The 24,750-nt window shown below is 61.6% G+C and carries 20 protein-coding genes and 1 pseudogene; 11 read left to right on the forward strand and 10 right to left on the reverse strand.

Annotated features, from left to right (window positions below; translation table 11 throughout):
- Positions 1 to 34: 34 nt before the first annotated feature.
- The 9 genes and pseudogenes from AB7M25_RS06815 to gap all read right to left on the reverse strand — a co-directional run bounded on the left by AB7M25_RS06815 (position 35) and on the right by gap (position 9,622).
- The gene (locus AB7M25_RS06815) at positions 35 to 790 is read right to left on the reverse strand and encodes a methyl-accepting chemotaxis protein (protein ID WP_376739137.1); all 756 of its coding nucleotides are present in this window, start codon (positions 788 to 790) and stop codon (positions 35 to 37) included.
- A 102-nt stretch (positions 791 to 892) separates the two neighbouring features.
- Positions 893 to 2,173, reverse strand: a pseudogene (locus tag AB7M25_RS06820) (PDC sensor domain-containing protein); the annotation flags it as partial.
- Positions 2,174 to 2,374: 201 nt separating this feature from the next.
- A complete protein-coding gene (locus tag AB7M25_RS06825) occupies positions 2,375 to 2,764 on the reverse strand; it encodes a YbaN family protein (protein ID WP_429386164.1) in 390 nt (129 codons plus the stop codon).
- A 158-nt stretch (positions 2,765 to 2,922) separates the two neighbouring features.
- A complete protein-coding gene (locus tag AB7M25_RS06830) occupies positions 2,923 to 3,531 on the reverse strand; it encodes a biliverdin-producing heme oxygenase (protein WP_454237102.1) in 609 nt (202 codons plus the stop codon).
- Between the two features lie 114 nt (positions 3,532 to 3,645).
- On the reverse strand, positions 3,646 to 6,210 hold the full coding sequence (locus AB7M25_RS06835) for a TonB-dependent receptor (RefSeq protein WP_454237103.1): 2,565 nt from the start codon (positions 6,208 to 6,210) through the stop codon (positions 3,646 to 3,648).
- A 122-nt stretch (positions 6,211 to 6,332) separates the two neighbouring features.
- A complete protein-coding gene (locus AB7M25_RS06840; RefSeq protein WP_429386169.1) occupies positions 6,333 to 7,298 on the reverse strand; it encodes a FecR family protein in 966 nt (321 codons plus the stop codon).
- 122 nt (positions 7,299 to 7,420) lie between these two features.
- The gene (locus AB7M25_RS06845; protein WP_429386171.1) at positions 7,421 to 7,939 is read right to left on the reverse strand and encodes an RNA polymerase sigma factor; all 519 of its coding nucleotides are present in this window, start codon (positions 7,937 to 7,939) and stop codon (positions 7,421 to 7,423) included.
- A 77-nt stretch (positions 7,940 to 8,016) separates the two neighbouring features.
- On the reverse strand, positions 8,017 to 8,481 hold the full coding sequence (locus tag AB7M25_RS06850) for a methylglyoxal synthase (protein WP_104449192.1): 465 nt from the start codon (positions 8,479 to 8,481) through the stop codon (positions 8,017 to 8,019).
- A 139-nt stretch (positions 8,482 to 8,620) separates the two neighbouring features.
- The gene (gap, locus tag AB7M25_RS06855; RefSeq protein ID WP_429386173.1) at positions 8,621 to 9,622 is read right to left on the reverse strand and encodes a type I glyceraldehyde-3-phosphate dehydrogenase; all 1,002 of its coding nucleotides are present in this window, start codon (positions 9,620 to 9,622) and stop codon (positions 8,621 to 8,623) included.
- 220 nt (positions 9,623 to 9,842) lie between these two features.
- Here gap and edd point away from each other — a divergent pair, with 220 nt between their 5' ends.
- The 11 genes from edd (at position 9,843) to AB7M25_RS06910 (ending at position 23,610) form a co-directional block, all read left to right on the forward strand.
- On the forward strand, positions 9,843 to 11,669 hold the full coding sequence (gene edd / locus AB7M25_RS06860) for a phosphogluconate dehydratase (RefSeq protein ID WP_095967940.1): 1,827 nt from the start codon (positions 9,843 to 9,845) through the stop codon (positions 11,667 to 11,669).
- Complete coding sequence (locus AB7M25_RS06865; protein ID WP_454237104.1) at positions 11,666 to 12,616, forward strand: glucokinase; 951 nt, start codon at positions 11,666 to 11,668, stop codon at positions 12,614 to 12,616. The genes edd and AB7M25_RS06865 overlap by 4 nt, the downstream gene beginning before the upstream one ends.
- A 164-nt stretch (positions 12,617 to 12,780) precedes the next feature.
- Entirely contained in the window at positions 12,781 to 13,512 is a 732-nt protein-coding gene (locus tag AB7M25_RS06870; RefSeq protein ID WP_429386177.1) for a response regulator, read from the forward strand.
- A gap of 31 nt (positions 13,513 to 13,543) precedes the next feature.
- The gene (locus tag AB7M25_RS06875; protein ID WP_429386342.1) at positions 13,544 to 14,971 is read left to right on the forward strand and encodes an ATP-binding protein; all 1,428 of its coding nucleotides are present in this window, start codon (positions 13,544 to 13,546) and stop codon (positions 14,969 to 14,971) included.
- A gap of 185 nt (positions 14,972 to 15,156) precedes the next feature.
- Positions 15,157 to 16,416 carry a D-mannose isomerase gene (locus AB7M25_RS06880; protein WP_429386179.1) on the forward strand — a complete coding sequence of 420 codons (1,260 nt, stop codon included), beginning with the start codon at positions 15,157 to 15,159 and terminating at the stop codon, positions 16,414 to 16,416.
- Positions 16,417 to 16,533: 117 nt separating this feature from the next.
- On the forward strand, positions 16,534 to 17,832 hold the full coding sequence (locus AB7M25_RS06885; protein ID WP_429386181.1) for an ABC transporter substrate-binding protein: 1,299 nt from the start codon (positions 16,534 to 16,536) through the stop codon (positions 17,830 to 17,832).
- Positions 17,833 to 18,016: 184 nt separating this feature from the next.
- On the forward strand, positions 18,017 to 18,925 hold the full coding sequence (locus AB7M25_RS06890) for a carbohydrate ABC transporter permease (RefSeq protein ID WP_007974433.1): 909 nt from the start codon (positions 18,017 to 18,019) through the stop codon (positions 18,923 to 18,925).
- Positions 18,918 to 19,763: a carbohydrate ABC transporter permease gene (locus AB7M25_RS06895; RefSeq protein ID WP_429386183.1), complete on the forward strand. Its 846-nt coding sequence runs from the start codon at positions 18,918 to 18,920 to the stop codon at positions 19,761 to 19,763. Before AB7M25_RS06890 ends, AB7M25_RS06895 begins: the two co-directional genes overlap by 8 nt.
- A gap of 4 nt (positions 19,764 to 19,767) precedes the next feature.
- Positions 19,768 to 20,928, forward strand: coding sequence for an ABC transporter ATP-binding protein (locus AB7M25_RS06900; RefSeq protein ID WP_429516542.1), 1,161 nt, complete (start codon positions 19,768 to 19,770; stop codon positions 20,926 to 20,928).
- A gap of 188 nt (positions 20,929 to 21,116) precedes the next feature.
- A complete protein-coding gene (locus tag AB7M25_RS06905; protein ID WP_429386187.1) occupies positions 21,117 to 22,463 on the forward strand; it encodes a carbohydrate porin in 1,347 nt (448 codons plus the stop codon).
- Positions 22,464 to 22,755: 292 nt separating this feature from the next.
- Positions 22,756 to 23,610, forward strand: coding sequence for a D-hexose-6-phosphate mutarotase (locus AB7M25_RS06910; protein WP_218478018.1), 855 nt, complete (start codon positions 22,756 to 22,758; stop codon positions 23,608 to 23,610).
- 150 nt (positions 23,611 to 23,760) lie between these two features.
- Here AB7M25_RS06910 and AB7M25_RS06915 read toward each other — a convergent pair whose 3' ends face one another.
- Entirely contained in the window at positions 23,761 to 24,621 is an 861-nt protein-coding gene (locus AB7M25_RS06915) for a MurR/RpiR family transcriptional regulator (RefSeq protein ID WP_170948639.1), read from the reverse strand.
- Positions 24,622 to 24,750: the final 129 nt, after the last annotated feature.

Consider the following 24,750-nt stretch of genomic DNA (forward strand, 5'->3'; position numbering starts at 1 on the left):
GCTGGCAAGCCAGCTCCTACAAGGTGCGGCGGGGTTATACGCGGAACTGATCCATCAATTTCATCTGGTGGGTGGTCAGGGTGTTGAGCTGGCTGCTGATCTGCGCCGACTCGGTGGCCTGGCCGGTCAGGGTTTCGGTGACGGTGCGGATCGCCGAGACATTGCGGTTGACCTCTTCGGCGACGGCGCTTTGCTGCTCGGCGGCGCTGGCGATTTGCAGGTTCATGTCGCTGATCACGGTGACCGCGTCGCTGATTTTACTCAGGGCCTGGACCGCCTGCTGGATCTGCCCGGCGTTGCTGTGGGCCTGGGTCTGGCTCGAGTGCATGGTGGCGACCACACCGCGGGTGCCGGACTGGATGCGTTCGATCACCAGGCGAATTTCCTCCACCGAATCCTGGGTGCGTTTGGCCAGGTTGCGCACTTCATCGGCGACCACCGCAAAGCCGCGACCGCTTTCGCCGGCACGGGCCGCTTCAATCGCCGCGTTGAGTGCTAGCAGGTTGGTTTGCTCGGCGATGCTGCGGATCACTTCCAGTACCGAGCCGATCTGTTCGCTGTTCACCGCCAAGGCTTCGACTTCGGTCACGGCCTTGCTGACTTCGTCGGCCAGTTGATTGATGTCGCGGGTACTGCGTTCGATGATTGACATGCCGTCGCGGGCCGACTGGTCGGCACCCTTGGCGGCGTTGGCCGCGTTCGAGGCGCTGTTGGCGACATCGTGGGCCGTGGCGCTCATTTCGTTGGACGCGGTAGCGACCTGGTCGATTTCGCGGAACTGCACTTGCATGCCTTCACTGGTCTGGCGGGCGATTTCCGAAGACTGGTCGGCCGTGCCACGGGCATCGGTGATGCTTTGCTTGATCTGCGCGATGGTCGGTTGCAGCTTGTCGAGGAAGCGGTTGAACCAGCTCACCAGTTCGCCCAGTTCGTCCTGCTTGCTGTAGTGCAGGCGCTGGGTCAGGTCACCGTCGCCACTGGCGATCGCCTTGAGCATTTGCGCCACGCTGTTGATCGGTCGGGTCACGCCGGACGCGGTAAGCCACATCAGCAGCAGGCCGACCACACCGGCAACCACTGCCACCGACAAGGCCTTGATCGTGCCGCTTTGCTGGGCATCGTCGAGTACCGCTTGCAGCTTCACCGAGTCGGCCAGCAGCACTTGTTTGGGCAAGTCGATCACCACGGCCCAGGCCTTGGCATCGGCAATCGGGCTGACCGGGTACACCGCACGGATCAGGTCGCCTTGCTGGAGAATCTTCGGTGCACCGCTGCCAAGCAGTTGCAGGATGTCCTTGCCGTCGGCACCCAGGGTGTCGCCGATGCTCTTGCCGACTTTACCGGCCTCGACACTGTAGGCGGCCAGCACCCCAGTGCCGGAAACGATGAGCATGTGCCCGGCACTGTTGAACAGGTCGCGCTGAGAGTCGACCGCCGCCGCTTGAAGGGCGTCGAGGGCGATGTCGATACCGACCACGCCAATGGACTTGCCGTCCACCAGCAGCGGTACGGAAATGGTGGTCATCAACACTTCCTTGCCGCCGACAGTATCGGCGTAGGGGTCGAGCAGGCAGGTGCGCTTGCTGTCCCGAGGGCAGGTGTACCAGACGTTGTACGGCGTGCCGCTGAGGTTCAGGGTGGTCTTGGTCATGTCCTCTTCGACCATGATCGTGTTGAGGGCATCACCCCCGGCGCGGCTCCAGTACGTAGCGAAACGACCGGCCTCGTTGGATTGACGGGCGGCGTCGTTGACGAACTCGCTGTCCTTGCCGTCCAGGCCGTTGGGTTCGAATGCCAGCCAGATGCCCAGCACCTTGCCGTTGCGTTCGAAGGCGGTTTTCAGGCTCTGGTTCAACTCTTCACGCAAGGCGCCGGGCTCGAGCGAACGCTTGGCGGCCAGGTTGCGCATGTCCTTGATCTGATCCGCCAGGGCGGTCACCACCGTCAGGGTTTCACCGAACGTCTTCTGCACCCGCACCGCTTGTTCGGCGGCCTTGGCCAGCAGCAGGTCCTGCACACTGGCGGTGAGCATTCTAGTGCTGGAATCGCTGACCAGATCATCGTTCTGGTTGGTCTGGTAGATGTTCATGCCCACTATCAGGGCGACTACCCCCAGCAGGCACAGACCGGAGAGCAGGACGATTTTCAGGCGGATGGACAGTGAGTCGAACATAGGGCGAACTCGCGAATGGATGAAGTGTTGGCTGTGAGCCGTTGCGGCTCACTCGCTAAATCCATTTAGCGCCGATCAATGCACATCGGCGTGAAGGCCAGGTTACATGAATGGGCTGCCGACGAACGGTAGGGGTTGAACGTTTGCGCAGAAAAATGTGCCGAAAATGGGGATAAAAAGAGGAAAAAACGCGGGGTGATTTCAGGAAGGTTGCGGCAACGATTCCGGCCGAGACCAGATCCACAGGTTGCCCAGTCCCATCCCGGCAATCGCCAGATAGATCGGCCAGCCGTGATCGAGCATCACCAGCATCAGACCGGCACATAACAGCATGCTGACAGTGGCGCTGATTTTTGCCCGGCGCACGATGACCTTGCCGTTGCGCCAGTTATGGAGGATGGGACCGAACAGCCGGTGGTTTTCCAGCCAGGCACTCAGGCGCGGCGAACTGCGGGTCGCGGCCCAGGCGGCCAGCAGAATGAACTCGGTGGTTGGCAGACCGGGAATGACGATCGCGATCAGGCCGATGCCCAGGCTGACATAGGCCAGCAGGCCGAAGAGGAGGCGGGAGAGTCTGGAAGAGGTGGGCATGGGCTCAAGGCAGGTGTTGAGGCTTGATCGGGATCTAGCGGACTTGCTCGGACCCTGTGGGAGCGGGCTTGCCCGCGATAGCAATTTACAATTCAGCATCTCTATTGGATGCGAAGCCGCCATCGCGGGCAAGCCCGCTCCCACAGGGGTTAGATGTCTCAGGCCGGTTCGGCAGTTGTCGAATAAGCCTGCTCCAGCAACACCGTGAAGCGGTTGAACGCGTCGAGGGCGCCTTTTTCCACGTCGGCTTCTTCCTGGGCGCTGAACTCAAGGCCGTCCAGGGTTCTGACGAAGCGCTTCCAGCCTTCCGCGCGGCCGCCGGCCGGTTCGCCGAGGTGACGGGCGCCGAAGGTTTCGCTCAGGCCAAGGCCCATGGCATGCTTGATCAGGAACGCTGCACCGAGCTTCGAGCCTTCGGAGACGAAGATCCAGCCCAGGGCCTCGGCCTTGCTCGGGTTCTTCAGGGCACCGGCGACAGGTGCCGGTACGTCGGTGTCCAGGTCCGCCAGGTCGGCCTTGGCCGCATCGGCGCGGCAGCGGGCCGGCAGGTCCGGCACGATGGCGGTCAGTTCGGCGTCGTTGTACAGCGACACCAGTTCCGACTGGAACAGGTACTGCGCCACCACGAAACGGGCGAAACTGGCCTGGGTTTCAAACGGGGAGTGGGCCTTCACCAGGGCATCGAGCTTGCTGTGCGGCTCGTGGGTGATCTGGTTCAAACGCTGCGAACGCAGGTTGGGGCGTTGTTCGGTGGCCGGGGTAGTCATGGCAATTCCTTGAAGAATTAAGAGGCGCTTGGTAACGAGACGAACAGGAGGGCGCCTGACAGTAAAAAATCCTCGCCGGGCGGCTTGTTGAAACCGCTCGGCGAGATGAGCGGATCAGATATCCCAGATCAGGTTGACCGCGAAGTTGCGACCCGGCTGGGTCAGGCGATCGAGGTTGGCCGGTTGGGTCACCGAGGCTTCGCCGACACTGTCGTAACCGCGCACGTCATCCCACAGCCAGTACTTCTTGTCGGTCAGGTTGTAGACGCCGCCGCTGACGGTCACGTCGTCGGTCACCTTGTAGAACGCGCTCAGGTCCAGAATGCCGAAGCCCGGGGTCTTGAACTGGGTGCTGGTGCCGTCCGGGGTCTTGAAGGTGCTGCTGTCGACGCGGTCCTTCTTCTTCACCAGTGTCCAGTTGAGCAAACCGCCGTAGGTGTCCTGCTCGTAACCGAGGCCGAACACACCGGTCAGCGGGTTGACGCTGTTGAGCGGCTCGCCGCTGTCGTCGTTGCGACCGTAGGCATAGGCCACCGAGCCCTGGGTGTACAGGCCTTGCGGCGCGCCGAAGGCGTCGAGGTTCAGGCGTCCCTTGACCTCGGCACCCTTGATGGTGGCGTGCTTGATGTTGTTGCTCTGGAACGTGGTCTCGGTGTAGCCGGGCGTGATGGCGTTCTCGTCGATGAAGTCGCGGTATTTGTTGTAGAACACGGCTACGTCAAACGAACCCTGCTCGAAGTTGCCGCGCAAACCGGTCTCGTAGCTTTTGCTCTTTTCCGGTTCGAGGTCCGGATTAGGCGCGACCCGATAGCCGCCGGCGAGGTTTTCGAAACGTCCGTACAACGCCTTGGCGGTCGGGGTGCGGAAGCCTTCGGCGTATTGGCCGTACCAGGTGTAGTTATCGTTGAAGCTGTAGGTGGTGCCGAACTTCGGCGACAGGCGATGCCAGGTCTTGGTCTCGTCGCTCACCGTGCCGTTGCCGCTCTGGTCGGCAGTGGCCAGGAACTCTTCGGTGATGTGCGGCTTGAGCTGGATGTAGTCGTAGCGTGCACCGGGCAGGAAGGTCCAGTTGCCCCAGTTGATCTGATCCTGGGCGAACAGGGCGTAGCTGTTGATGGTCGGGTCCGGGAAGTCACTGGCCGGAGTCAGCGTATCGGGGGCGCTAGGGGCGCCGATGACCCGGCAGGCGCCGGCCACGGTCAGGCAGGTGCCGGTACCGGTACGCAGGCCGGTGATTTTGTCCTGCTTGATGGTGGTGCCATAGGTGACGAGGTGTTCGGTGTCGGCAATGGCAAACGACTTGTCGACCTGGGCATCGAATACCCATTGGCGATCCTTGTAAGTGGTATCGCGGTTACGCAGCACGGTCCGCGACGGCGCGTAGATTTCTTCGGTGGTCTGGTCGGTCTTGGCGATCTGGTAGTTCAGCGTCCACTTGATGTTGTCAGCCAGTGCACTGTCCAGGCCGAAGCTGTGTTCCAGGCCAAAGCGTTCGCGGGTGATCGTGTCGTTGCCGGTGCGGGACTTGTAGAAGCCGAAACCGCGTCCGGCATTGAACGGGCCGCCCACCGCGCTCAATTGATTGGTGTCGCGGTCGTCCTTGTAGTGCTCGTAGGTCAGGCCCAGGCGCGCGTCGTCGGCGTAATCCCAGCCCAGTTTTGCCAGCACGCTGGTGGTGCGAGCGTCCTGGGGGTTGGCTTCAGTACGGTTCAGGCCAGTGCCGCCGGTTTCGCCATAGGACTCTGTTTCATGACCGTTGCGTTGACTGAAGTGCAACAGGCCATCGAACTCGCCGCTGCGGCCGGCGACGGTGCCGGACGTCAGCCAGCTTTCGTCGGCGGAGCTGTAGCCGGTTTTCAGGCGGGCACCGACATCCTTGCCCGGTTTGATGATGTCGTCCGGGTCCAGCGTGTAGTAGCTGACGGCACCGCCAATGGCGTTGCTGCCATACAGCACCGACGCCGGGCCCCGGAGGATTTCCACGCGCTTGACGATTTCCGGGTCGACATAGTTGCGGTTGGTCTGGGCATACGGGCCGTTGAAGAAACCGTCGGGCACCTGCACCCCGTCGACCTGGGTCAGCACGCGGTCGCCATCGATGCCGCGAATGTTGTAGCCGGTGATGCCGGCGCGCTGGCCTGCACCGCCTACCGAAACACCGGGTTCGTAGCGCACCAGTTCCTTGATGGTGTTCACGTTGTTGCGGTCCAGATCTTCGCGCGTGTAGACAGAGACCGTGCTCGGTACGCTGTTCACATCCTGCTCGTTACGGGTGGCGCTGATGGTGACCTGATCCAGATTGAGGGCACTGCTAGCGCTGCGCTTTTCCAGCACGATGTTGCTATTGCCCAGTTTGCGATAACTCAGGTTGGTCCCCACCAACAAGCGATCCAGGGCTTTCTCCGGCGACAGCGAACCACGGACGCCCGGTGACGCCACACCTTGCGCCAGCTCCGACGACACGCCGACCTGCCAGCCGGTCACGGCGGTAAAGGCATTGAGTGCCGATACCAGAGACTGTTGGGGAATGGCGAACGCGTAGTCGCCCATTTTGCGAGTCGATGGCTCGGTGGCGATGGCGGCCATGAGCGGTGCGGCACCGGCCATCAGGATGGCAGCGGTCAGCAGCGACAGCATGCGGGAAGGTGAAGTGGCTGGGCGGGTGAGGCGAGAGGACATCGATAGCGCTCCGTGTCGCACGAATCTTTATAGGTGCTGATTGGCATGGATAGATGCGAATCAATTGCATTGGCTATAACGAGACGTACAGGGTTTGGCTATCGAGTAAAAATAATTCTCATTCAGTTCAAGATGACCAGCGCCGGGAGTTCCTGGAGCCGTGCCGAGGTGATGTGGGCCAGGGAGCGAACCACATCCAGTGGCTGATCGAGGCGGTAGTTGCCGGTCACGGCGACATCGGCCAACTGTTCGTTGTTGTTGATGATCCAGCCCGGGTAGTAGCGGCGAAGTTCCGCCAGCACCTGGTTCAACGGGCAGTTTTCAAACACCAGTCGCCCCTGGACCCACGCCAGGTCGGTGGCGGCATCCAGCTTGGCCGGGCGGTCGAAGCCGTTGGGGCCGATGCGGATGCTTTCCCCGGCGGACAAGCGCACCCGCGCATCGTCACGGGTGGCGCGCAAGTCGACATCCCCGCGCTGCACCCGCACCTGTGCCACGCCGTCGAGGTAACGCACGGCAAACGCGGTATCGCGAACGCTGGCCGTGACCGGGCCGGCGTCGATTTCCAGTGGCTGATTGCGATTGGCCTGCACTTCGAAAAACGCTTCACCCTGATACAGGCGGGCAACGCGTTGCTGGTCGTTGATGGTGCTTGAGAACGCCGAATTGGTATTGAGCAGGACTTTGGAGCCGTCCTCCAGTTGCAGGCGCTGGCGCTCGCCGACCACGGTCAGGTGATCGGCCTGCAGGCGCATCGGCAAATTGCTGAAATTGAACAGACCGAGCAGCAGCACGGCGGCGGTGGCCAGCGGTTTCCAGTGCGGACGCAGGCGGGCGAGGACCGTGACTGTCGCGGGACGGGCAGCCAGGCTTTGCGCGCATTGCGCCACTTGCGGGCCGTCCCAGATCGCCTGGGCCTTGGCGAACGCCTGGGCATTCAACGGATCGGCGTCAAGCCACGCCTGGAATTGGCGGGTCTGCTCCTCATCGGGACTGCCGAGCACGATCAGCCAGTCCAGGGCCTGGTCCATCGCACTTGCGGGATCCTGCGCCGGTGAAGGCTCAGGGGAGCGGTGGTTGTCCGTCACGGTGTTTCCTCGGCAGTGTCTGTGCACGGCTGTTTTTTTTAGTGAAGCGTTAAAAGTGGGCCAAGGGTAGCAAAGCCCGATGATCAGCGCAGTCGGCCCAGGTAAGCGGGAGGTCCTGATGCTCAGTTGGCGCTCATGCGATCGGCGACACCGATGCAGATCGACATGATCAATTTGAGTTCTTTCTGCACGGTACTGAGGGATACGTTCAGTTCGTCGGCGATCTCCTGGTAGCTATGCCCGTGCAGGCGGCTGAGGATGAAAATCCGCTGTTGGCGGGCGCTGAGTTCACTGAGGCTCACGTTCAGGCGCTCCAGCAATTGTTCGGCGTGTGCGGCGTCTTCGGCGCTGCTGGTGGGGGCGGCGACGCTGTGCACCATCTCCTGCGGTACGTCGTCGACCATGGTGCGCGAATGGATGCGCCGTGCGCGCAAATGGTCCAGCGCCAGGTTGCGCGCCGTCTGGAAGACAAAGGGCTCAAGATGATCGATGGCCCGTTCGCTCAATGCACGGGTCACCCGCAGGTAGGTTTCCTGCAGGAGGTCTTCAGCGGTGCTGTGATTGTTGACCATCCGTTCCAGCGTGCGCAGCAGGGAGGTGCGCTGGGCGAGGAAAACGTGGTTGAAGCGCGACTGACTCACGGGAGAACCTGATCCATTTCGAGCGAATGATAATGCTTATCATCTACTCAGGTGGTCAAGTACTGATTTGTGAAGCTTTACGCGCGACCCTGCAAATAGCTCGCGTAATCGGGAATCCGATGGGGATGCGCCTGATCCATCAACGGGCTGCTGAGCAGGTAGTCGGCGCTGCATTCGTTGCACGCCACCGGGATGTTCCACACGGCCGCGACCCGCAGCAATGCCTTGATATCCGGGTCGTGGGGTTGTGGCTCGAACGGGTCCCAGAAGAACACCAGCATGTCGACCCGTTGCTCGGCGATTTGCGCACCGAGCTGCTGGTCGCCACCCAACGGACCACTGATCATGCTCTCCACGGGCAGGTCGAGGCGTTGTTGCAACAACAACCCGGTGGTGCCGGTAGCGACCAGATCATGCTGGGCCAGCTTGTCTTTTTGCCGTTCGGCCCAGTCGAGCAAGAACACCTTGCAGTGGTCATGGGCAACCAGGGCGATACGCTTGCGCGCCGCCAGGGTCTTTTGCGTAAAGCTGATGCCGATCATCGGTTGTTCCATAAGCTGGGCACCAGGCTTGCCGGCGGCAGCGGTTTCGAGGGCGCATCGCTGGCAAGCCAGCTCCTACGGATTGTGCGGTTCTTGTAGGAGCCGGCTTGCCGGCGATGGCGGTCTCATGGGGGCAGGCTTATTCAGCGTTACACAGCGCCAGGCAGTTATCGAGCATGCGGTTGGAGAAGCCCCACTCGTTGTCGTACCAGGCCAGGACCTTGAGCAGCTTGCCGCTGGACTTGGTGTGGTTGGCATCGAAGATCGACGACAGGGGGTTGTGGTTGAAGTCGCTGGAGACCAGCGGCAGGGTGTTGTACCCAAGGATCTTCGAGTGCTGGCTGGCCGCTTTCATCAGCGCATTGACCTCATCGGCCGACGCTTCACGCTTGAGTTGCACGGTCAGGTCCACCAGCGACACATTGATCACCGGTACGCGCACCGACATGCCGGTCAATTTGCCCGCCAGTTCCGGCAGCACCAGGCCTACCGCTTCAGCAGCACCGGTCTTGCTCGGGATCATGTTCTGGGTGGCCGAACGGGCGCGGTACGGATCGACGTGATAGACGTCGGTCAAGTGCTGGTCGTTGGTGTAGGCATGAATGGTGGTCATCAAACCGCTTTCGATGCCCAGCTCGCGGTGCAGCACCTGGGCTACCGGGGCCAAGCAGTTGGTGGTGCACGACGCGTTGGAAATGATCTGGTGCGACTGGCGCAGAATGTCGTGGTTCACCCCGTAAACGACGGTGGCGTCGGCGCCTTTGGCCGGGGCCGAGATGATCACTTTGCGCGCGCCGGCCGTAATATGCGCGGCGGCTTTGGCCCGGTCGGTGAACAGGCCGGTGCATTCGAACACCACATCAATCTTTTCCGCAGCCCAGGGCAGATCGGCCGGGTTGCGAATGGCGCTGACCGAAATACGGTCCCCATTTACCGTCAGGCTCTCCTGGTCATGCTGGACATCGGCATCGAACGTGCCGTGAACGGTGTCGTACTTGAGCAGATGAGCATTGATCGCGCTGTCGCCCAGGTCGTTGATGGCGACGATCTGCAGATCCTGACGGTAGCCCTGGGTATAGAGTGCGCGCAGGACATTACGGCCGATGCGGCCAAAACCATTGATTGCGATTCGAAGAGTCATATTGCGGCGCTACCGTCGTTTTGTTGTTGGAATTACAAGATTATTCGCAAAAAAATAGAAAACAAGCCTTTTTGATGGCAATATTTTGTTCAATCTACAACGAGTGACCTGAATCAACTGGTCCAACCGATCAAGAAAACCGTCTGTCATCCCATCGACACCGGCCTTTGATCAGCATAGACAATCAGGTCGCCACATCCGTTAGCCTGGAGTTCTACACATGCATCCCCGCGTCCTTGAGGTCACCGAACGGCTTATCGCCCGCAGTCGCGCCACGCGTGAGGCTTACCTTGCATTGATTCGCGGTGCGGCCAGCGACGGGCCGATGCGCGGCAAGTTGCAATGCGCTAACTTCGCCCATGGCGTGGCCGGTTGCGGCAGCGACGACAAACACAGCCTGCGGATGATGAACGCCGCGAACATTGCGATTGTTTCGTCATATAACGACATGCTCTCGGCGCACCAGCCGTACGAAGTCTTTCCGGAACTGATCAAAAAGGCCCTGCGCGAAATCGGCTCCGTCGGCCAGTTCGCCGGTGGCACACCGGCCATGTGCGATGGCGTGACCCAGGGCGAGCCGGGCATGGAGCTGAGCCTGCCGAGCCGCGAAGTGATCGCGCTGTCCACCGCCGTGGCGCTGTCCCACAACATGTTCGACGGCGCGCTGCTGCTCGGCATCTGCGACAAGATCGTGCCGGGCCTGATGATGGGCGCGCTGCGCTTCGGCCATCTGCCGATGATCTTCGTGCCGGGCGGGCCGATGGTCTCGGGCATTTCCAACAAGCAGAAAGCCGACGTGCGCCAGAAATACGCCGAAGGCAAGGCGACCCGCGAGGAGCTGCTGGAATCGGAGATGAAGTCCTACCACAGCCCTGGCACCTGCACCTTCTACGGCACCGCCAACACCAACCAGCTGCTGATGGAAGTCATGGGCCTGCACCTGCCGGGCGCGTCCTTCGTCAACCCGAACACGCCGCTGCGTGACGCCCTGACCCGCGAAGCCGCGCACCAGGTCACGCGCCTGACCAAGCAGAACGGCGACTTCATGCCGATCGGCGAAATCGTCGACGAGCGTTCGCTGGTCAACTCGATTGTCGCGTTGCACGCCACCGGCGGCTCGACCAACCACACCCTGCACATGCCGGCCATCGCCATGGCGGCGGGCATTCAACTGACCTGGCAGGACATGGCCGACCTCTCCGAAGTCGTGCCGACCCTGAGCCACGTCTACCCGAACGGTAAAGCCGACATCAACCACTTCCAGGCTGCGGGCGGCATGTCGTTCCTGATCCGCGAACTGCTGGAAGCCGGGCTGCTGCACGAAAACGTCAACACCGTGATGGGCCACGGCCTGAGCCGCTATACCCAGGAGCCGTTCCTCGACAACGGCGAGCTGGTCTGGCGCGAAGGCGTGACCGACAGCCTCGACGAAACCATCCTGCGTCCGGTCGCCCGTGCATTCTCGGCCGAAGGTGGCCTGCGGGTGATGGAAGGCAACCTCGGTCGCGGGGTAATGAAAGTCTCCGCCGTCGCGGTGGAAAACCAGATCGTCGAAGCGCCGGCCATGGTGTTCCAGGATCAGCAGGACCTGGCCGATGCGTTCAAGGCCGGTTTGCTGGAGAAGGATTTTGTCGCGGTAATGCGCTTCCAGGGCCCGCGCTCAAACGGCATGCCCGAACTGCACAAGATGACGCCGTTCCTCGGCGTGTTGCAGGACCGCGGCTTCAAGGTGGCGCTGGTGACTGACGGACGCATGTCCGGGGCGTCGGGGAAAATCCCGGCGGCCATTCACGTCAGCCCCGAAGCTTATGTCGGCGGCGCTTTGGCGCGGGTGCAAGAGGGCGATATCATCCGCGTCGATGGCGTCAAAGGCACCCTGGAGCTTAAGGTGGACGCCGAAGAATTCGCAGCGCGCACGCCGGCCAAGGGCCTGTTGGGCAACAACATCGGCACCGGTCGCGAACTGTTTGGTTTCATGCGCATGGCCTTCAGCTCGGCGGAGCAGGGCGCCAGCGCCTTTACTTCTGCCCTGGAGACGCTTAATTGAAACTGGCTTTGGTCGGTGACATCGGTGGGACCAACGCACGTTTCGCGTTGTGGAAAAACCAGCAACTGGAATCGGTCCAGGTGCTGGCAACGGCGGACTTCCCCAGCCCGGAAGAGGCGATCAGCCTCTACCTCAACGGTCTGGGGCTGGCGGCGGGTTCGATCGGTTCGGTATGCCTGTCGGTGGCCGGTCCTGTCAGTGGCGATGAGTTCAAGTTCACCAACAATCACTGGCGTCTGAGCCGCAAGGGTTTCTGCCAGACCTTGCAGGTGGATCAACTGTTGCTGGTCAACGATTTCTCGGCCATGGCCCTGGGCATGACCCGTTTGCAGCCCGGCGAATTCCGCGTGGTCTGCGAAGGCACGCCGGAGCCGTTGCGCCCGGCCGTGGTGATTGGCCCGGGCACAGGCCTGGGCGTCGGCACCTTGCTCGATCTGGGCGAGGGCCGGTTTGCTGCGTTGCCAGGGGAGGGCGGTCACGTCGACCTGCCTTTGAGCAGCCCGCGTGAAACCCAACTCTGGCAGCACATCTTCAATGAGATCGGCCACGTCAGCGCTGAAACCGCGTTGAGCGGCGGCGGCTTGCCCCGTGTCTACCGGGCGATCTGTGCGGTGGACGGGCACACGCCGGTGCTCGACACGCCGGAAGCCATCACCGCCGCCGGGCTGGCGGGCGACCCGATTGCCGTGGAAGTGCTTGAGCAGTTCTGCTGCTGGCTTGGTCGCGTGGCGGGCAACAACGTGCTGACCACCGGTGGACGCGGTGGCGTGTACATCGTTGGCGGAGTGATTCCACGGTTTGCCGATTTCTTCCTCGAAAGCGGTTTCGCCCGCTGCTTCGCCGACAAGGGTTGCATGAGCGATTACTTCAAGGGAATTCCGGTGTGGCTGGTGACGGCGCCGTATTCGGGGCTTGTTGGGGCGGGCGTGGCCCTCGAACAGGCTTGAGACCGAGTCGGCTCCATCGCTGGCAAGCCAGCTCCCACAGGTTTTGTGTGCGACATAGATCTTTGTGGGAGCTGGCTTGCCAGCGATGGGGGCCGAACAGGAAACAAATATCCAAGGTTCATCAGGCATAATCCGCCCAATTCAAACAACAAGGACGCCGCCCCGTGAGCTCAGTCAACAAGTCGATTTTGTTGGTCGATGACGATCAAGAGATACGCGAGTTGCTGGACACCTACCTGACTCGCGCCGGGTTCCAGGTGCGTGCCACTGCCGATGGCGCCGGTTTTCGCCAGGCGTTGAACGAGGCGCCGGCCGACCTGGTGATCCTTGACGTGATGCTGCCCGACGAAGACGGCTTCAGCCTGTGTCGATGGATTCGCCAGCATCCGCGCCAGGCGCAGGTGCCGATCATCATGCTCACCGCCAGTTCCGACGAAGCCGACCGTGTCATCGGCCTGGAACTGGGCGCCGACGATTACCTCGGCAAGCCGTTCAGCCCACGGGAATTGCAGGCGCGGATCAAGGCGTTGCTGCGCCGCGCGCAGTTCGGTCAGGAGCGTAACGGCGGTGAGGTGTTGGCCTTCGATGACTGGCGCCTGGACATGGTCAGCCATCGGTTGTTTCACCTCGATGGCGAAGAGGTGATTCTCTCGGGCGCCGACTTCGCACTGCTGAAACTGTTCCTCGACCATCCGCAGGAAATCCTCGACCGCGACACCATCGGCAACGCGACCCGTGGCCGTGAACTGATGCCCCTGGATCGCATCGTCGACATGGCGGTCAGCCGGTTGCGCCAGCGTCTGCGCGACACGGAAAAACCGCCACGGTTGATCCGCACCGTGCGTGGCAGCGGCTACCAACTGGCGGCCAATGTGGTTGCCGGCAATGGCCACTGAGATGTTGCGCAAGCTCGCCGCCAGGGTGCCGATGCCGCGTTCGCTGCTCGGGCGGATGTTGCTGTTGACCTTGCTGGCCGTGTTGTTCGCCCAGGCGCTGTCGAGCGTGATCTGGGTGTCGCAACTGCGCGCCACGCAGCTCGAGGGCCTGGTCACCAGCGCCCGCAGCCTGGCCCATTCGATGACGGCCAGTGTCAGTTATTTCCGTTCGTTACCGGTGGCGTTTCGGCCCCTGGTGCTCGATCAGTTGCGCAGCATGGGCGGCACCCGGTTCGTGGTCACGCTCAACGACAAACCCCTGGGCATGGAAGTGCTGCCCATCACCCCGCGCAAAGAGGCGGTGCTCAAGGCGGTGGACGAGGTGCTGCGCCAGTCCCTCGGCCAGGACACGGACATCTCGGTGACCTTCGTCAGCCCGGAAGACCTGCGCATCTTCAATGGCGGCCTGAAACTCGATGAGTTGCCACGCTCCTGGGCGCACTACGCGTTGACCCTGGAACCGGTGAACCCGCCGGTGCTGGTCACGCAGATCCAGATGGCGCCGGGCGAATGGCTGTACATCGCCTCGCTGCTGCCCGAGCCTTACACCAGTCTTGAAGAGCAGGGGCTGCCGGCGCAGCAGGTGTGGTTCATCGTCCTGACCAGTGGTTTTTTGCTGTTGTTCATCGGCCTGCTGGTGCACTGGCAGAGTCGTCCGCTCAAGCGCCTGGCGCGGGCCGCGCGCGATCTGTCGCTGGGTGCCGACGTGGAACCGGTGGCCGAGGGCGGTGGCAGCGAAGTGGTCGAGGTCGGGCGCGCCTTCAACACCATGCGTGAGCGCATCAGCCGTTACCTGACCGAGCGCAGCCAGTTGTTCAGTGCGATTTCCCACGACCTGCGCACGCCGATCACCCGTTTGCGCCTGCGCGTTGAATTGCTCGAAGACGAAACGCTGCAAGCCAAGTTCGGGCGCGATCTGGACGAGCTCGAATTGCTGGTCAAGGGCGCGCTGCAATGCGTGAAGGACACCGACATCCACGAGAACATCGAGCCGGTGGACCTCAACCATGTGCTCGACTGCCTGGTGGAACCGTACTTGGCCCCCAATGGCAATGGTCGCGTGACCCAGCAGGGTCGGGCGCTGGCGGCGTATCCGGGCAAACCGCTGGCGCTCAAGCGCTGCATCGGCAACCTGATCGACAATGCGTTGAAGTACGGGCAGAACGCGCACCTGCACATCGATGACGATGACCGCGCGTTCATCCTGCATGTCGATGATGAAGGGCCCGGCGTGCCGGAGCAGCGGCTGGAGCAGGTGTTCGAACCGCATTTCCGTCTGGCCGGGCAGCAGCAGGGGTATGGGCTGGGGCTGGGGATTGCCCGCAACATTGCCCATAGCCATGGCGGTGAGGTCAGCTTGCAGAACCTGCGTGAGGGTGGATTGCGGGTGACCCTGCAGTTGCCGCGTTCAATCGATTGACGCACCCGTCCCTGTGGGAGCCGGCTTGCCGGCGATGGCGTATTCAGGAATATCATCGCTGGCAAGCCAGCGCCTACAGATGTCATTGTCACCGTCTGGTGACATAACCCACCCCCTTCGTTACAAGCCCGCCGCCTTCCGTTGTTTATGCTGCCCCTCAGTCATAACAACAAAAAAGGTACGCCATGGACACCCTCCAACCAGCCTTCAGCAGTTGGCTGAACGCACCTGCCCATCAGCAATGGCTCGCCGCCGAAGGCCTGCGCCTGTTGAGTTTTGCCAAGGCTTCCAAGCTCCCTGAAGGCTTCGGCAACCTCGATGAAAGGGGCCGCCTCCCGGCCGAGGCGCAAGCCCAGACCATGAACACCGCACGCATGACCCACAGCTTCGCCATGGCCCACATTCAGGGTTTGCCAGGCTTTGCCGAGCTGGTCGATCACGGCGTCGCGGCACTGCGCGGGCCACTGCGCGATGCGGTTCACGGCGGCTGGTTCGCCACTGCCGAACATCGCGACGGCAACACCGGCAAGAATGCCTACCTGCATGCCTTCGTCGCGCTGGCCGCCAGTTCGGCGGTGGTCGCACAGCGTCCCGGTGCGCAAGCCTTGCTCGATGATGCCCTCGACATCATCGACACCTGGTTCTGGAGTGAAGACGAAGGCGCGATGCGCGAATCCTTCAATCGCGACTGGAGTGAAGAGGAGGCGTACCGGGGGGCGAACAGCAACATGCACGCCACCGAAGCCTTCCTCGCCCTGGCCGATGTCACTGAAGACAACCGCTGGTTGTGCCGCGCACAGCGCATCGTTGAGCGCGTGATCCATGGTCACGCCGCTGCCAACGATTACCTGGTAATCGAGCATTTCGACCGCGACTGGCAGCCGTTGCGGGACTACAACCGTGACAATCCGGCGGACGGTTTTCGCCCCTACGGCACCACCCCGGGCCACGGTTTCGAGTGGGCGCGGCTGTTGCTGCACCTCGAAGCTTCGCGGGTGAGCGCGGGGATGCTCACCCCGGGCTGGCTGGTCACCGACGCGCAAAAACTCTTCGAGCACAACTGTCGTCACGGCTGGAACATCGATGGCGCGCCGGGGATTGTCTACACCCTGGACTGGGACAACAAAGCGGTGGTCCGCCATCGCCTGCACTGGACCCATTGCGAGGCCAGCGCCACTGCAAGCGCGCTACTCAAGCGCACCGGTGATGAGCAATACGAACGCTGGTACCGACTATTCTGGGAATTCTGTGACAGTCATTTCATCGACCGCTGTGATGGCAGCTGGTATCACGAACTCGATCCGCTGAACCGTCCGAGTGCTGATATCTGGCCCGGCAAGCCTGACCTTTACCATGCCTGGCAAGCCGTGCTGATTCCGCGCCTGGCGCTGGCGCCGAGCATGGCCACGGCGCTGGCGCAGTTGTCCCAGAGCGGTTCTATGTAACCATGCGGTGACATTCGCGCATCCCTTCGTTACCTGCGAAGGGATATCCCCTGTTTAGAATCCTATGCAGCGCAAGCAACAGACTTGCATGCATAACAACAAGAAAGGTGCTCCTAGATGAATGCGATTTCTCGCCTCGCTACTGTCATTTCTCTCGCTTCCCTGTCTGCGCTCCCCCTCAGTGTCCTGGCCGCCGAGTCCAAAGGTTCCGTTGAAGTCGTTCACTGGTGGACCTCCGGTGGTGAAAAAGCAGCGGTCGATGTCCTGAAGGCTCAAGTCGAAAAAGACGGCTTCACCTGGAAGGACGGCGCAGTCGCCGGTGGCGGCGGTTCCACGGCCATGACCGTACTCAAGAGTCGCGCCGTAGCCGGAAACCCGCCAGGCGTTGCGCAGATCAAGGGTCCCGACATCCAGGAATGGGGCAGCACCGGCCTGCTCAGCACCGACGCGTTGAAAGACGTTTCCAAGGCGGAAAACTGGGATGGCCTGCTGTCGAAGAAAGTCTCCGACACCGTGAAGTACGAAGGCGATTACGTCGCCGTGCCGGTGAACATCCACCGCGTCAACTGGCTGTGGATCAACCCGGAGGTGTTCAAGAAAGCCGGGATCGAAAAAGCCCCGACCACCCTCGAAGAATTCTATGCCGCCGGCGACAAACTCAAGGCCGCCGGCTTCATCGCGCTCGCCCACGGCGGTCAGCCTTGGCAGGACAGCACCGTGTTTGAAGACGTGGTGCTCTCGGTCATGGGCGCCGACGGTTACAAGAAAGCCCTGGTCGACCTGGACCAGAAAACCCTGTCCGGCCCGGAAATGACCAAGTCGTTTGCCGAGCTGAAAAAGATCACCGGCTACATGGACCCGAACCGCGCCGGTCGTGACTGGAACATCGCCGCCGCCGACGTCATCAACGGCAAGGCCGGCATGCAGATGATGGGCGACTGGGCGAAAAGCGAGTGGACCGCGGCCAGGAAAGTCGCGGGCAAGGACTACCTGTGCGTAGCGTTCCCGGGCACTGAAAAAGCCTTCACCTACAACATCGACTCCCTGGCGGTGTTCAAACTCAAGGCTGATCGCAAGGGCGACATCGCCGCTCAGCAAGACCTGGCCAAAGTGGCGTTGGGCACCGACTTCCAGAAAGTCTTCAGCATGAACAAGGGGTCGATCCCGGTGCGTAACGACATGCTGGGCGAAATGGACAAGCTCGGCTTCGACGAGTGCGCGCAGAAGTCGGCGAAGGACTTCATCGCGGACGACCAGACCGGCGGCCTGCAACCGAGCATGGCGCACAACATGGCCACCTCCCTGGCCGTGCAGGGCGCGATCTTCGACGTGGTCACCAACTTCATGAACGACAAGGACGCTGACCCGGCCAAGGCCAGCGCCCAACTGGCTTCGGCTGTCAAAGCCGCCCAGTAATCCCTGACACAACCCCTTCCTGACTGGAATGGAATTGTGTGGGAGCGGGCTTGCCCGCGATGCAGGCGACTCGGTTTGACTATGAACCCGGTTGATCTCATCGCTGGCAAGCCAGCTCCCACAGGGTCCTGCTCCAGCCAGGGGTCCTTGTGTCGCTTCATTTCTCTAAACCTGGATTATCCCGATGAGCTCTGTGGCGGTTTTCAGCAAAGCCTCACCGTTCGATGCGCTGCAACGCTGGCTACCCAAATTGGTACTCGCGCCGAGCATGCTGATCGTGTTGGTTGGCTTCTACGGTTACATCATCTGGACGTTCATTCTGTCCTTCACCAACTCCAGCTTCATGCCGAGCTACAAGTGGGTCGGCCTGCAGCAATACATGCGCCTGATGGACAACGACCGCTGGTGGGTCGCGAGCAAGAACCTCGCGGTGTTCGGCGGCATGTTCATCGGCATCAGCCTGGTGCTGGGCGTGTTCCTCGCCGTGCTGCTGGACCAGCGCATTCGCAAGGAAGGCTTCATCCGCACCGTCTACCTGTACCCGATGGCGCTGTCGATGATCGTCACCGGTACCGCCTGGAAATGGCTGCTCAACCCTGGCCTGGGGCTGGACAAGATGCTGCGTGACTGGGGCTGGGAAGGCTTTCGTCTCGACTGGCTGGTAGATCAGGATCGCGTCGTCTACTGCCTGGTGATCGCCGCCGTGTGGCAAGCCTCCGGGTTTGTCATGGCGATGTTCCTGGCCGGCCTGCGCGGTGTCGATCAATCGATCATCCGTGCCGCGCAAGTCGATGGTGCGAGCCTGCCGACCATCTACCTGAAGATCGTCCTGCCAAGCCTGCGTCCGGTGTTTTTCAGTGCCTTCATGATCCTGGCGCACATCGCGATCAAGAGCTTCGACCTGGTCGCGGCGATGACCGCGGGCGGTCCGGGTTACTCCTCCGACCTGCCGGCGATGTTCATGTATTCCTTCACCTTCAGCCGTGGCCAGATGGGCATCGGTTCGGCCAGCGCCATGCTGATGCTCGGCGCCGTGCTGACCATCCTCGTGCCGTACCTGTACTCCGAGCTGCGAGGCAAACGCCATGACTAATCAACTCGGAAAACCGGCTATCAGTTTCAGCCGCATCGCGATCTACGCCACCTTGCTGTTGGCAGCGGCGGTGTACCTGATCCCGCTGGTGGTGATGCTGCTGACCAGCTTCAAATCCCCGGAAGACATCCGCACCGGCAACTTGCTGAGTTGGCCGACCGTGATCGACGGCATCGGCTGGATCAAGGCCTGGGACGTGGTCGGTGGCTACTTCTGGAACTCGGTGAAAATCACCGTGCCGGCGGTATTGATCTCGACCTTCATCGGCGCGATGAACGGCTACGTGCTGTCGATGTGGCGCTTCCGTGGTTCGCAGTTGTTCTTCGGCCTGTTGCTGTTCGGCTGCTTCCTGCCGTTCCAGACCGTGCTGCTGCCGGCCTCGTTCACCCTCGGCAAATTCGGCCTCGCCAACACCACCACCGGCCTGGTGCTGGTGCACGTGGTCTACGGCCTGGCGTTCACCACGCTGTTCTTCCGCAACTACTACGTGAGCATTCCGGATGCGCTGGTCAAGGCCGCAAGGCTCGATGGCGCGGGCTTCTTCACGATCTTCCTGAAAATCCTGCTGCCGATGTCGATCCCGATCGTGATGGTCTGCCTGATCTGGCAGTTCACCCAGATCTGGAACGACTTCCTGTTCGGCGTGGTCTTCGCCAGCGGCGATGCCCAGCCAATTACCGTGGCCCTGAACAACCTGGTCAACACCAGCACCGGGGCCAAGGAATACAACGTTGATATGGCCGCCGCGATGATCGCCGGGCTGCCGACACTGCTGGTCTACATATTCGCTGGCAAGTATTTCCTGCGTGGGCTGACGTCCGGCGCGGTCAAGGGGTAGAAAGATGGCAACTCTCGAATTACGCAACGTCAACAAGACCTACGGCCCCGGCTTGCCGGACACCCTGAAAAACATCGAACTGAAAATCGATAACGGTGAGTTCCTGATCCTGGTCGGCCCGTCGGGCTGCGGTAAGTCCACGCTGATGAACTGCATCGCCGGCCTGGAAACCATCAGCGGCGGCGCGATCCTGGTGGATGACGCCGACATCAGCGGCATGAGCCCGAAAGATCGTGACATCGCCATGGTGTTCCAGTCCTACGCGCTGTACCCGACCATGAGCGTGCGCGACAACATCGCCTTCGGCCTGAAGATCCGCAAAATGCCGACCGCGGAAATCGACGAAGAAGTCGCTCGGGTTTCCAAGCTGTTGCAAATCGAACACCTGCTCAGCCGCAAGCCCGGCCAGCTCTCCGGTGGTCAGCAGCAGCGTGTGGCGATGGGCCGTGCCCTGGCGCGGCGGCCGAAGATTTATCTGTTCGACGAGCCGCTGTCCAACCTCGACGCCAAGCTGCGGGTCGAGATGCGCACCGAAATGAAACTGATGCACCAGCGCCTGAAAACCACCACGGTCTACGTGACCCACGACCAGATCGAAGCCATGACCCTGGGCGACAAAGTGGCGGTGATGAAGGACGGGATCATCCAGCAGTTCGGTACGCCGAAGGACATCTACAACAACCCGGCCAACCTCTTCGTGGCGAGCTTCATCGGTTCGCCGCCGATGAACTTCATCCCGCTGCGCCTGCAGCGCAAGGACGGTCGCCTGCTGGCACTGCTCGACAGCGGCCAGGCCCGTTGCGAGCTGCCGCTGGGCATGCAGGACGCCGGTCTGGAAGACCGCGAAGTGATCCTCGGCATGCGCCCTGAACAGATCATCCTGGCCAACGGTGAAGCGAACGGTTTGCCGACCATTCGTGCCGAAGTCCAGGTCACCGAACCGACCGGGCCGGACACCCTGGTCTTCGTCAACCTCAATGACACCAAGGTCTGCTGCCGCCTGGCGCCGGATGTGGCGCCTGCGGTGGGCGAGACCCTGACCCTGCAATTCGATCCGGCGAAAGTGCTGCTGTTCGATGCAAAAACGGGTGAGCGCCTGGGGGTGGCCGGTCAGGTTCAAGGTGAAACCCGCGCGGCGAACGTCGCCCAATTCAAAGGCCGCTAAAGATCAATGTAGGAGCCGGCTTGCCGGCGATAGCGGACTGACAGTCAACAGTGATGTCGACAGTTGGATTGCAATCGCCGGCAAGCCGGCTCCTACAGGGGGATATGCGCCGGGTGGAGACATCCGTCGCAACCGTTGTAACCGCGTTAAAGAAGAAAAGTTAATAACAATAAAACGAGGATGTAGGGATGAAGATGAAGAACAAGGCCCGGTTGATCTGCCAGGTTTCAGCAGCGGCAGCACTGGTTCTGGCCGGCAATGCGATGGCCGCTGAAGCGTTCAGCTCCGACTCCAAGTGGATGACGGGCGATTGGGGTGGCGAGCGTACCAAGCTGATCGAGCAAGGCATCGACATCAAGATGGACTACGTCGGTGAAGTCGGCGGCAACCTGCATGGCGGCTTCAACGATGACAAGACCGCGCGCTACGCCGACCAGTTCGGCCTGGGCGCGGCGCTGGACCTGGAAAAACTGTTCGGCTGGGACAACACCCAGGCCAAGATCCAGCTCACCAACCGTAACGGCGAGAACATCTCCAACGACCGTATCGGCGACCCGCGTGCCGGCACCTTGAGTTCCTCCCAGGAAGTCTACGGTCGTGGCCACATGGTGCGTCTGACCCAGTTGTGGATTCAGCACCAGTTCTTCGACAACAAACTGGACGTCAAGGCCGGTTACTTCGGTGAAGGTGAAGACTTCAACACCTTCCCGTGCGAATTCCAGAACCTGGCGTTCTGCGGATCCCAGGTCGGTAACTGGGCCACCAACATCTGGTACAACTGGCCGGTCAGCCAGGCGGCGATCCGTGTGAAGTACCACATCAATGACGAGCTCTACGCCCAGATCGGCGCGTACAACCAGAACACGTCGCAACTGGAGCACGGTAACGGCTTCAAGCTCAGCGGCAGTGGCACCAATGGCACCGTCCTGCCGGTCGAGCTGGTCTGGTCGCCGAAGGTCAACAGCCTGCCGGGCGAATACCGCGTCGGCTACTACAAAAGCACCTCCGATGCCGACGACGTTCTCAAGGACGACAACGGCCAGGATGCCGCGACCACCGGCAACCCTTATCGCGTCCACGATAGCAAGCACGGCTACTGGTTCGTCGCGCAGCAGCAACTCACCAGCCACAACGGCGATGCTTCCCGTGGCCTGAACATCGCGGCCAACGCCACCTTCCACGACAAGGACACCAACTTCATCGACAACTACCAGTCGCTGATGTTCGTGTACAAGGGCCCGTTCGACGCACGTCCCAAGGATGACGTGGGCATCGGTTTCGCGCGTATCCATGTCAACGATGACGTGAAGAAAAACGCCGAGCTGACCAACGCGGCCAACGGTGTTTCGGAATACGACAATCCGCTGTTCTCGCCCATTCGTGAAACCGAATACAACTACGAGATCAACTACGGCTTCCACGTGACCAACTGGCTGACCGTACGTCCCAACCTGCAATACGTCACTCACCCGGGTGGTGTGGATGAAGTCGATAACGCGCTGGTGGCCGGCCTGAAAATTCAGTCGGTGTTCTAACGCGTCTGCGATAAGCTTCTCTCCATGTGCGCATATTTGCGGACAGCCATGGCTGTCCGCTTTTTTTTGCGAGGGCTGACAAGAAATGTTGTGTAGAGCGCAACTGTGGCGAGGGGGCTTGCCCCCGTTGGAGTGCGAAGCGCTCCCAATACTGTTGCCGCAGATTATCTGAAAGAACGAGTTGGCTGGTTTTGGGGCCGCTTCGCAGCCCAACGGGGGCAAGCCCCCTCGCCACAGTGATTCACTGGGTACGACAGTATGAGTACACCCATGATTTTCAGGACCGTAGTAAATGCTTGAGCATCCGCTACAACGCTTCTTCAAATCCTTGCGCGAACGTCCGGTGTTCGCGTGGGAGCGCTATCAGATGCGCGACGTGCTGGTGATCGATCATCCGCTGTGTCAAGCGGTGTTCAGTCGGCAGGGCGCGCAGTTGCTGCACTTCCAGCCCAAGGGGCAAAAGCCCTGGCTGTGGTGCGCGGCAAAGTGGCCGCAGGTCGGCGCCATTCGCGGTGGTGTGCCGGTGTGTTGGCCCTGGTATGGCCGGCATCCGAGCGAAAACGCCTGGCCATCCCATGGCTGGGCACGGCTGCTCGACTGGAAGCTGCTCGACAGCAACAGTGACGACGAAGGCGTGCGCTTGCACTGGCAGCTGAAGTTGTGCGACTGGCAGGTGGACCTGCACGCCCACCTGGGGGAGCGCATGGACTTGCGCCTGAGCACCGAGCATCAGGACGACATGCCGTGCCAGATGAGCCAGGCTTTGCATGCTTACTGGCGTATTGGCGATGTCAGTGAGATAGCGCTGTCTGGGCTCGAAGGCGCGCAGGGTTATGACCAGTTGAGCCGACAGGTTTGTCAGCAGGAAGGCGAGTTGCGCGTGGATGGCGGTTGTCAGCGGGTGTTCCAGCATGATGGCGAATTGCAGCTCAACGACCACGCCTGGCAGCGGGCGTTGTGCATCGACACTGGCGAAACGGCCGACACGGTGGTGTGGCATCCCGGTTCGCGGCCGTTGCTCGGCGTGACCTGGAATGAGATATCCGAATTCGTCTGTGTAGAAGCAGCGAGTGGCGGCACCGACAGCCTGTGCCTGAAGCCTGGGGAGCGGGCGCATTTGAGTTTGCAGGCGCGGGTGGGGGGTTAGTTCTGGATATTGCGGTGCCTTGGTTGGCCCCATCGCTGGCAAGCCAGCTCCTACAGTGTCCGCGTCGAACACAAAACCTGCGACCGCCGCTGAACCTGTAGGAGCTGGCTTGCCAGCGATGAGGCCGGACCGGTCAGCCGAGATTTCGGATCAGTTGAACTCATCCCCAACCGGATACCGGCTCGCATTCAGGCTCTCTTTGATCTTGCGCAAATGCGGCTGGAAATCCACGCCCCGGCGCAAGGTCATGCCAGTGGCGAGTACGTCCAGCACCGTCAGCTGGATGATCCGCGACGTCATCGGCATGTAGATGTCGGTGTCTTCCGGCAGCGGAATGTTCAGGCTCAGGGTGCTGGCCTTGGCCAGCGGCGAGTTCTCGGCGGTCAGGCCCAGCACCGAGGCGCCGTTTTCCCGGGCGATACGCGCCACTTCCACCAGTTCGCGGGTGCGACCGGTGTAGGAAATGATCACGAACAGTTCGCCGGTATGGGCCACCGAGGCAATCATGCGCTGCATCAACACATCCGCGTGGGCCGTGACGGCGAGGTTGAAGCGGAAGAACTTGTGCTGCGCATCCAGTGCCACCGGGGCCGAGGCGCCGAGGCCGAAGAAGTGGATCTGCCGGGCCTGGATCAGCAGGTCGACGGCGCGGCTGATCAGGTTCGGGTCCAGTGCCTGGCAGGCGCTGTCCAGCGAGGCGATGGCGCTGCCGAAGATCTTCTGGGTATAGGCCTCCGGATTGTCATCGGCCTCCACCGCGCGGCTGACGTACGCGGCGCCACTGGCCAGGCTCTGGGCCAGTTGCAGCTTGAGTTCGGGGTAGCCGCTGACGCCGAACGAACGGCAGAAACGGTTGACCGTCGGTTCGCTGACCGAGGCGGCCTGGGCGAGGGCGGCGATGCTGAAGCGGGTGGCCTGCTGCGGGTTGAGCAGGATCACCTCGGCGACTTTGCGTTCGGCCTTGTTCAGCTCTTCAAGGCGATTCTGGATCTGCTCCAGTAAATTTCGCACGCGGTCCATATAAGTATCCTTTACACCTGCGCCAACAAGCGCGCGGCTAATGCAAAAAGGGCCTTTGGTGGGGCCCATGACGGTGGCCTATCCTACTGATGGCTCAGACCGACCACCACTCGGAATCTG

The sequence above is a fragment of the Pseudomonas sp. AP3_22 TE3818 genome, from assembly GCF_053628995.1.

Bases quoted from the DNA above. Each gene is read 5' to 3' on its own strand.
- AB7M25_RS06815 (WP_376739137.1), bottom strand. From the start codon at position 790: ATGCAAGTGCAGTTCCGCGAAATCGACCAGGTCGCTACCGCGTCCAAC.
- AB7M25_RS06825 (WP_429386164.1), bottom strand. From the start codon at position 2,764: ATGCCCACCTCTTCCAGACTCTCCCGCCTCCTCTTCGGCCTGCTGGCC.
- AB7M25_RS06830 (WP_454237102.1), bottom strand. From the start codon at position 3,531: ATGACTACCCCGGCCACCGAACAACGCCCCAACCTGCGTTCGCAGCGT.
- AB7M25_RS06835 (WP_454237103.1), bottom strand. From the start codon at position 6,210: ATGTCCTCTCGCCTCACCCGCCCAGCCACTTCACCTTCCCGCATGCTG.
- AB7M25_RS06850 (WP_104449192.1), bottom strand. From the start codon at position 8,481: ATGATCGGCATCAGCTTTACGCAAAAGACCCTGGCGGCGCGCAAGCGT.
- gap (WP_429386173.1), bottom strand. From the start codon at position 9,622: ATGACTCTTCGAATCGCAATCAATGGTTTTGGCCGCATCGGCCGTAAT.
- edd (WP_095967940.1), top strand. From the start codon at position 9,843: ATGCATCCCCGCGTCCTTGAGGTCACCGAACGGCTTATCGCCCGCAGT.
- AB7M25_RS06875 (WP_429386342.1), top strand. From the start codon at position 13,544: ATGCCGCGTTCGCTGCTCGGGCGGATGTTGCTGTTGACCTTGCTGGCC.
- AB7M25_RS06880 (WP_429386179.1), top strand. From the start codon at position 15,157: ATGGACACCCTCCAACCAGCCTTCAGCAGTTGGCTGAACGCACCTGCC.
- AB7M25_RS06885 (WP_429386181.1), top strand. From the start codon at position 16,534: ATGAATGCGATTTCTCGCCTCGCTACTGTCATTTCTCTCGCTTCCCTG.
- AB7M25_RS06890 (WP_007974433.1), top strand. From the start codon at position 18,017: ATGAGCTCTGTGGCGGTTTTCAGCAAAGCCTCACCGTTCGATGCGCTG.
- AB7M25_RS06895 (WP_429386183.1), top strand. From the start codon at position 18,918: ATGACTAATCAACTCGGAAAACCGGCTATCAGTTTCAGCCGCATCGCG.
- AB7M25_RS06900 (WP_429516542.1), top strand. From the start codon at position 19,768: ATGGCAACTCTCGAATTACGCAACGTCAACAAGACCTACGGCCCCGGC.
- AB7M25_RS06905 (WP_429386187.1), top strand. From the start codon at position 21,117: ATGAAGATGAAGAACAAGGCCCGGTTGATCTGCCAGGTTTCAGCAGCG.
- AB7M25_RS06910 (WP_218478018.1), top strand. From the start codon at position 22,756: ATGCTTGAGCATCCGCTACAACGCTTCTTCAAATCCTTGCGCGAACGT.